Annotated in this window: 6 protein-coding genes; 4 read left to right on the plus strand and 2 right to left on the minus strand. The window is 71.5% G+C overall.

Features of this window, described 5'->3' with window-relative positions:
• Nucleotides 1–336 precede the first annotated feature (336 nt).
• Both ACFU5F_RS12045 and ACFU5F_RS12050 read left to right on the plus strand, forming a co-directional pair.
• A complete protein-coding gene (locus ACFU5F_RS12045; RefSeq protein WP_383885550.1) occupies nt 337–2,109 on the plus strand; it encodes an acetyl/propionyl/methylcrotonyl-CoA carboxylase subunit alpha in 1,773 nt (590 codons plus the stop codon).
• 153 nt (nt 2,110–2,262) lie between these two features.
• Nucleotides 2,263–2,874, plus strand: a complete 612-nt coding sequence (locus ACFU5F_RS12050; RefSeq protein WP_383885553.1) for a TetR/AcrR family transcriptional regulator — start codon at nt 2,263–2,265, stop codon at nt 2,872–2,874.
• Between the two features lie 135 nt (nt 2,875–3,009).
• Here the strand turns inward: ACFU5F_RS12050 and ACFU5F_RS12055 are convergent, their stop codons facing one another.
• Both ACFU5F_RS12055 and ACFU5F_RS12060 read right to left on the minus strand, forming a co-directional pair.
• On the minus strand, nt 3,010–4,002 hold the full coding sequence (locus ACFU5F_RS12055) for a DeoR/GlpR family DNA-binding transcription regulator (protein WP_383885555.1): 993 nt from the start codon (nt 4,000–4,002) through the stop codon (nt 3,010–3,012).
• A 194-nt stretch (nt 4,003–4,196) separates the two neighbouring features.
• Nucleotides 4,197–5,645 carry an NAD(P)H-quinone dehydrogenase gene (locus ACFU5F_RS12060; protein ID WP_383885558.1) on the minus strand — a complete coding sequence of 483 codons (1,449 nt, stop codon included), beginning with the start codon at nt 5,643–5,645 and terminating at the stop codon, nt 4,197–4,199.
• Nucleotides 5,646–5,859: 214 nt separating this feature from the next.
• Between ACFU5F_RS12060 and ACFU5F_RS12065 the strand changes: the two genes are divergently transcribed.
• Nucleotides 5,860–6,297, plus strand: coding sequence for a gamma-glutamylcyclotransferase (locus ACFU5F_RS12065; protein WP_045562870.1), 438 nt, complete (start codon nt 5,860–5,862; stop codon nt 6,295–6,297).
• A gap of 128 nt (nt 6,298–6,425) precedes the next feature.
• Complete coding sequence (locus tag ACFU5F_RS12070; RefSeq protein ID WP_383885561.1) at nt 6,426–7,250, plus strand: purine-nucleoside phosphorylase; 825 nt, start codon at nt 6,426–6,428, stop codon at nt 7,248–7,250.
• The last annotated feature ends 137 nt before the right edge of the window (nt 7,251–7,387 follow it).

Genomic DNA, 7,387 nt, shown 5'->3' on the forward strand with positions numbered 1-7,387 from the left:
TCGTTACCCCAGGTAGGTGTTCGAGACATCGCGAACGCTACTAACGGGTAAACCCCGGGACAAGGGTTCTCACGAGAGCAAAGAATCGTTGGGCCATTAGTAGGGACTCCACAAAGAAACCCAACCGGCCGCAGCGCGGCCGCACAGAGACCTTGACCACATCAGAGGGCTAGGGTTTCCGTATGGAGTCCTGCGCAATGCTGTGCGACAAGGGATTTCGCGGGTTGAGTGAGCCTCGATTCACGCTCCGTGTGGGCAAGCTCACCATTGTGGACGGGTCGAAACGCCGTGTCGGCAGTCCCTAAACTCGGCTTGTTTCAAGGAGAGGGAGCCATCGTGCGCAAGGTGTTGATCGCCAACCGAGGCGAAATCGCTGTCCGCGTCGCCCGGGCGTGCCGGGACGCCGGGATCGCGAGCGTGGCCGTGTACGCCGATCCGGACCGGGACGCACTGCATGTGCGGGCCGCGGACGAGGCGTTCGCCCTGGGCGGTGACACTCCGGCGACCAGCTACCTGGACATGGGCAAGGTCCTCCAGGCGGCGAAGGACGCCGACGCCGACGCGGTCCACCCCGGCTACGGCTTCCTCTCGGAGAACGCGGAGTTCGCCCAGGCGGTCCTGGACGCGGGTCTGATCTGGATCGGCCCGCCCCCGCAGGCGATCCGCGATCTGGGTGACAAGGTGGCGGCCCGTCACATCGCCCAGCGCGCCGGCGCGCCGCTCGTCGCGGGCACCCCCGACCCGGTCTCCGGCGCGGACGAGGTCGTGGCCTTCGCGGAGCAGCACGGTCTGCCGATCGCGATCAAGGCGGCGTTCGGCGGCGGCGGCCGCGGCCTGAAGGTCGCCCGCACCCTCGAAGAGGTCCCGGAGCTGTACGACTCGGCCGTCCGTGAGGCGGTCGCGGCGTTCGGCCGGGGCGAGTGCTTCGTGGAGCGCTACCTCGACAAGCCCCGCCACGTGGAGACCCAGTGCCTGGCCGACTCCCACGGCAACGTGGTCGTGGTCTCCACCCGTGACTGCTCCCTGCAGCGCCGCCACCAGAAGCTGGTCGAGGAGGCCCCGGCCCCCTTCCTGTCCGACGCGCAGAACGCCGAGCTGTACGCGGCGTCGAAGGCCATCCTGAAGGAGGCCGGCTACGTCGGCGCCGGCACGGTGGAGTTCCTGGTCGGTCTGGACGGCACGATCTCCTTCCTGGAGGTCAACACCCGCCTCCAGGTGGAGCACCCGGTCACCGAGGAGGTCACCGGCATCGACCTGGTCCGGGAGATGTTCCGGATCGCGGACGGCGAGGAGCTCGGCTACGACGACCCGCCGATGCGCGGCCATTCCTTCGAGTTCCGCATCAACGGCGAGGACCCGGGCCGTAACTTCCTCCCGGCCCCCGGCACCGTCACCACGTTCACCCCGCCCAGCGGCCCCGGTGTCCGCCTGGACGCGGGCGTGGAGTCCGGCAGCGTGATCGGCCCGGCCTGGGACTCCCTCCTGGCCAAGCTGATCGTCACGGGCGCCACCCGGCAGCAGGCGCTGCAGCGCGCGGCCCGCGCCCTGGACGAGTTCACCGTCGAGGGCATGGCCACCGCGATCCCGTTCCACCGCGCGGTCGTCCGGGACCCGGCGTTCGGCCCCGAGCTGACCGGCTCCAGCGACCCGTTCACGGTCCACACCCGCTGGATCGAGACCGAGTTCGTCAACGACATCAAGCCCTTCGCGGCTCCCGCGGACACCGAGGTCGAGGACGACGCCGACCGCGAGACGATCGTCGTCGAGGTCGGCGGCAAGCGCCTGGAGGTCTCCCTCCCGGCCGCTCTCGGTATGACCCTGGCCCGCACCGGCCTCGCGGCGGGCGCCAAGCCCAAGCGCCGTGCGGCGAAGAAGTCGGGCCCGGCGGCGTCCGGCGACACCCTCGCCTCGCCGATGCAGGGCACCATCGTCAAGGTCGCCGTCGAGGAGGGCCAGGAGGTCAAGGAAGGCGACCTGATCGTCGTCCTCGAGGCCATGAAGATGGAGCAGCCCCTCAACGCCCACCGCTCCGGCACCATCAAGGGCCTCAGCGCGGAGGTCGGCGCCTCCCTCACCTCGGGCGCGGCCATCTGCGAGATCAAGGACTGACCGCACGCAGGAAACTCCCCCCGCGCCCCACGTTTTCAGGGGCGCGGGGAACTGCGTGAGAAGCCCCACGCACCCGCAGCCGCCCCACCACACCGATCACCCGAACTCTTAGGCTGAAGACACCCCGGCCTGAAGAGAGCAGGTGACGCCACCATGGCCCCCACCCCGGTCAAGCCCCCCGCAGCCGACCGGAGGCCCATGCGGGCGGACGCCCGCCGTAACCACGCCCGCCTGCTCACCGAAGCCCGCCTCGCCTTCGCGGCCCATGGCACCGGGGCCTCGCTGGAGGACATCGCCCGCCGCGCGGACGTCGGCATCGGCACCCTCTACCGCCACTTCCCCAACCGCCAGGCCCTGCTGAGCGCGGTCTTCGAAGAGGCCGTGGGTGACCTGCTGGCCCGGGCCCGGACACAGCTCGAAGCGCCCCGGCCCTGTGCCGCCCTGGTCGCCTGGCTGCGCGACATCATCACCCGTGCGGGCGAATACCGGGGTCTGGCCCAGGCCCTGATGGCGGTCTCGTACGCGGACTCCCGCGCCGAGGACGAGGACATCTCGGACCTGGCCCGGTGCTGTGCCCCGATCCGTGAGGCGGGCACCGCCCTGCTCCGGCGGGCGCAACACGCCCACGCCGTACGGGACGACGTGGCGATCGGCGACCTGCTCCAGCTCACCCACGCGATCGCGCTGGCGGCCGAGGAGACCCCGGACGATCCGGAGTTGGCCGACCGCCTGCTGACCCTGACCCTGCGCGGCCTGAGGCCGTAGCCGCCGTACGAGCCCCCGGCGCGAGCCGACGGCACCTCCGGGCGAAGCGCCTCACGGGTCCGTCCCGCGCGAACGACCCAGCGGCGTACGACCGCACAGGACGACCGGGCCCCGGGCCCGACCACCACGGCGTGGCTACCGGCGCCGCAGGTCCGCGACCCGGGCCGCCCGCTCCCGCTCCCGTTCACCGACCGGCGGCTGGTCCCCCAGGACCGTGGCGGTGCGCAACTGGGGCGCGGTGCCGTGGACCTGGTTGCGCCGGGGGCCCGGCAAGGGCACGTCCCGGCGCGAGGGGCGCGCGGGGACGGGCTCGCCGCCCGCAGCCCCGGCCACGGAGATCTGCACACCCTGATCGGCCAGGGCCTGCAGCTCGGTGACCGCACGGTCGTCATGACCGGGCGGGTCGTCGGTGACCAGTCTGGTGATCACATCGGTCGGCACCGTCTGGAACATGGTGTCGGTGCCGAGCTTGGTGTGATCGGCGAGGACGACGACCTCGGCGGCGGCCTGGACCAGCGCACGGTCGACGGACGCCGACAGCATGTTGGACGTGGACAGGCCGCGCTCTGCGGTCAGTCCGCTCCCTGAGAGGAAGGCCTTGGAGACACGCAGCCCCTGGAGGGACTGCTCGGCGCCGGAGCCGACCAGGGCGTAGTTGGAACCGCGCAGGGTACCGCCGGTCATCACGACCTCCACACGGTTGGCATGGGCCAGCGCCTGGGCCACCAGCAGGGAGTTGGTGACGACGGTCAGCCCGGGGACCCGCGCGAGCCGGCGTGCCAGCTCCTGCGTGGTGGTCCCCGCCCCGACCACGATGGCCTCGCCCTCTTCGACGAAGCTCGCGGCGAGGTCGGCGATGGCCGTTTTCTCGGCGGTCGCGAGATGAGATTTCTGCGGAAAGCCGGACTCCCGCGTGAACCCGCCCGGCAATACCGCACCGCCGTGCCGGCGGTCCAGGAGTCCTTCTGCCTCCAGAGCGCGCACGTCCCGCCGTACGGTCACTTCGGAGGTCTGGACGACGCGGGCGAGCTCACGGAGCGACACGGCTCCGTTGGCCCGCACCATTTCGAGGATCAATTGACGACGTTCTGCAGCGAACACGAAACTGACAGTAACGCCAACGACCATCTGCTTTCAGCAGTTTGCGCCGAATAGCAGAAGTTGTTCGCAGGGTGGTGCGAGGAGTGATATAGGGGCCATCCGGGACGGAATGCGTCACACAGCCCGCACACCGCCCGCACACCGCCCGTGACACAGCACGCCACGCGATCCCGCCGGACCACCGGTCGTACGGACCCCTCGGAGGCCCCTCGGGCGCCCCCTCAGACGCCTCCGTCGGCCTTGCGCGTGTGGAGCTGGCGGGCCACCTCGGCGATCGAACCCGACAGGGACGGGTACACGGTGAAGGCGTTCGCGATCTGTTCGACGGTCAGGTTGTTGTCGACCGCGATCGAGATGGGGTGGATCAGCTCCGAGGCACGCGGCGCGACCACCACGCCGCCCACGACGATCCCGGTGCCCGGCCGGCAGAAGATCTTGACGAAGCCGTCCCGGATGCCCTGCATCTTGGCGCGCGGGTTGCGCAGCAGCGGCAGCTTCACCCCGACGGCCTCGATGACCCCGCTGTCCAGGTCGGCCTGGGTGTAGCCGACGGTGGCGATCTCGGGGTCGGTGAAGACGTTGGACGAGACGGTCTTCAGGTTCAGCGGGGCCACCGCGTCGCCGAGGAAGTGGTACATGGCGATACGGCCCTGCATGGCGGCCACGGAGGCGAGCGCGAAGACGCCGGTCACGTCACCGGCGGCGTACACGCCCGGCGCACTCGTCCGGGAGACCTTGTCGGTCCAGATGTGCCCGGACTCCTTGACCTTGACCCCGGCCTCCTCCAGGCCCATGCCCGCGCTGTTGGGGATGGCGCCGACGGCCATCAGACAGTGCGAGCCACTGATGACCCGGCCGTCCGCGAGCGTCACCTCGACCCGGTCCCCCACCCGCTTGGCGGACTGGGCCCGGGACCGCGCCATGACGTTCATACCGCGCCGGCGGAACACGTCCTCCAGGACGGCGGCGGCGTCCGGGTCCTCGCCCGGCAGGACGCGGTCGCGGCTGGAGACGAGCGTGACTCGGGACCCGAGTGCCTGATAGGCGCCGGCGAACTCGGCACCGGTCACACCGGACCCGACGACGATCAGTTCCTCGGGCAGCTCGTCCAGGTCGTAGACCTGCGTCCAGTTGAGGATCCGCTCGCCGTCGGGCTGCGCGTCGGGCACCTCACGCGGATGGGCGCCGGTGGCGATGAGCACCGCGTCGGCGGTGAGCGTCTCCTCCGAGCCGTCGGCGGCGCGCACCACGACCTTGCGCGACCCGTCGAGGTCCTGCTGCCCCTGCAGCCGCCCGCGCCCGCGCATCACCCGCGCGCCGGCGCGGGTGACGGAGGCCGTGATGTCGTGCGACTGCGCCAGCGCGAGCCGCTTCACACGCCGGTTGACCTTGCCGAGGTCGACCCCGACGACACGCGCGGGCGTGTCGATGTACGGAGTGTCGTCGGCGACGATGATGCCCAGCTCCTCGTAGGAGGAGTCGAAGGTGGTCATCACCTCGGCCGTCGCGATGAGGGTCTTCGACGGCACGCAGTCGGTCAGCACCGACGCCCCGCCCAGACCGTCGCAGTCCACGACGGTCACCTCCGCGCCGAGCTGCGCGGCCACCAGCGCCGCCTCATAGCCGCCGGGTCCGCCACCGATGATCACGATCCGAGTCACATGCCCCATTGTCCCGCACGAGCCCGGGTACCAACGAGCCGGGGGGTACGGGACGGGGTGATCGGCCCGCAGGGTCATCACCAGGGGCGCGGGGCGGTGACATGTGCGGCCCCGCCGCGTGGGCGCGACCAGGTGCGACGAACCCGCACCCGCGAGACAACGGGCATCCCCACCCCCTCAGGCGCCCGGCCCCCCGAGCGGAGCGCTCCCGTACCCTCTCCCCATGTCGCTCTACGCCGCCTACGCCGGCAACCTGGACTCGCGCCTGATGTCCCGCCGGGCCCCCCACTCCCCGCTGCGCGCCACCGGCTGGCTGAACGACTGGCGGCTGACCTTCGGCGGCGAGCACATGGGCTGGGAGGGCGCGCTGGCCACGGTCGTGGAGGCACCGCGCTCCCAGGTCTTCGTGGCGCTGTACGACATCGCCCCCATGGACGAGGACGCGATGGACCGCTGGGTCGGCGTCGGCCTCGACATATACCGCCGGATGCGGGTCCGTGTGCACACCCTGGACGGCGAGGAGCCCGCCTGGGTCTACGTCCTCAACGGCTACGAGGGCGGGCTGCCCTCGGCCCGCTACCTGGGCGAGGTGGCGGACGCGGCCGAGTCGGCCGGCGCACCCCACGACTATGTGATGGAACTGCGCAAACGCCCCTGCTGAGGGCGCGGGCCGGGGCGTGCGGGACCGCCGCGCGCCCGGCCGCACGGTTGGAAACGACAAGGCAACGATCCCGATCCGGTACGCCTCGTCATCTACGCGCGTAGGCCCGAACCGGATACCCTCGTCGCGTGAACGCATCTCTTCTTCCGGACGACATCCAGGGCGACCCGTACGCCGCCGCCGACGCCGCCGCCGCGCGCCTGCGCGAGCTGACGGGCGCCGAGACCCACGACGTCGCGCTTGTGATGGGCTCCGGCTGGGCCCCGGCCGTGGACGCGCTCGGCGCCCCCGAGGCGGAGTTCCAGGTCACCGAGCTGCCCGGCTTCCCGCCGCCGGCGGTCGAGGGGCACGGCGGCAAGGTCCGCTCGTACCGGATCGGCGACAAGCGCACGCTCGTCTTCCTGGGGCGCACCCACTACTACGAGGGCCGCGGTGTCGCCGCCGTCGCGCACGGCGTCCGTACCGCCGTCGCCGCCGGTGTGAAGACGATCGTCCTCACCAACGGCTGCGGCGGTCTCCGCGAGGGCATGCGCCCCGGTCAGCCGGTGCTCATCAGCGACCACCTCAACCTGACGGCGACCTCGCCGATCGTCGGCGCCAACTTCGTCGACCTCACGGATCTGTACTCCCCACGCCTGCGCGCCCTGTGCAAGGAGATCGACCCCTCGCTGGAGGAGGGCGTCTACGCGCAGTTCACGGGCCCCCACTACGAGACCCCGGCGGAGATCCGGATGGCCCGCGTGATCGGCGCGGACCTGGTCGGCATGTCGACGGTCCTGGAGGCCATCGCCGCGCGCGAGGCGGGTGCCGAGATCCTGGGCATCTCCCTGGTGACCAACCTGGCGGCCGGCATGACGGGCGAGCCCCTGAACCACGAGGAGGTGCTCCAGGCGGGCCGCGACTCGGCGACCCGTATGGGAGCGCTGCTGACACAGGTCCTGAACCGGCTGTAGCGCGCAGGGCTCCGCCGGGGGGCGCGTACTCGGCCGCGGACCGGTGGGGGCTTTTTCCCGCAGTTCCCCGCGCCCCCAAGAGCACCAGGCCCCCGCGCCCCTGAAAAGCACGGGGCGCAGCCCCTGCTTTTCAGGGG

This window comes from Streptomyces sp. NPDC057438 (genome assembly GCF_042802995.1).
Taxonomy (GTDB): domain Bacteria; phylum Actinomycetota; class Actinomycetes; order Streptomycetales; family Streptomycetaceae; genus Streptomyces.

What these genes read in the sequence shown, in the direction of transcription:
- ACFU5F_RS12050 (WP_383885553.1), top strand. Translation starts at nt 2,263, where the DNA reads ATGGCCCCCACCCCGGTCAAGCCCCCCGCAGCCGACCGGAGGCCCATG.
- ACFU5F_RS12055 (WP_383885555.1), bottom strand. Translation starts at nt 4,002, where the DNA reads ATGGTCGTTGGCGTTACTGTCAGTTTCGTGTTCGCTGCAGAACGTCGT.
- ACFU5F_RS12060 (WP_383885558.1), bottom strand. Translation starts at nt 5,645, where the DNA reads ATGGGGCATGTGACTCGGATCGTGATCATCGGTGGCGGACCCGGCGGC.
- ACFU5F_RS12065 (WP_045562870.1), top strand. Translation starts at nt 5,860, where the DNA reads ATGTCGCTCTACGCCGCCTACGCCGGCAACCTGGACTCGCGCCTGATG.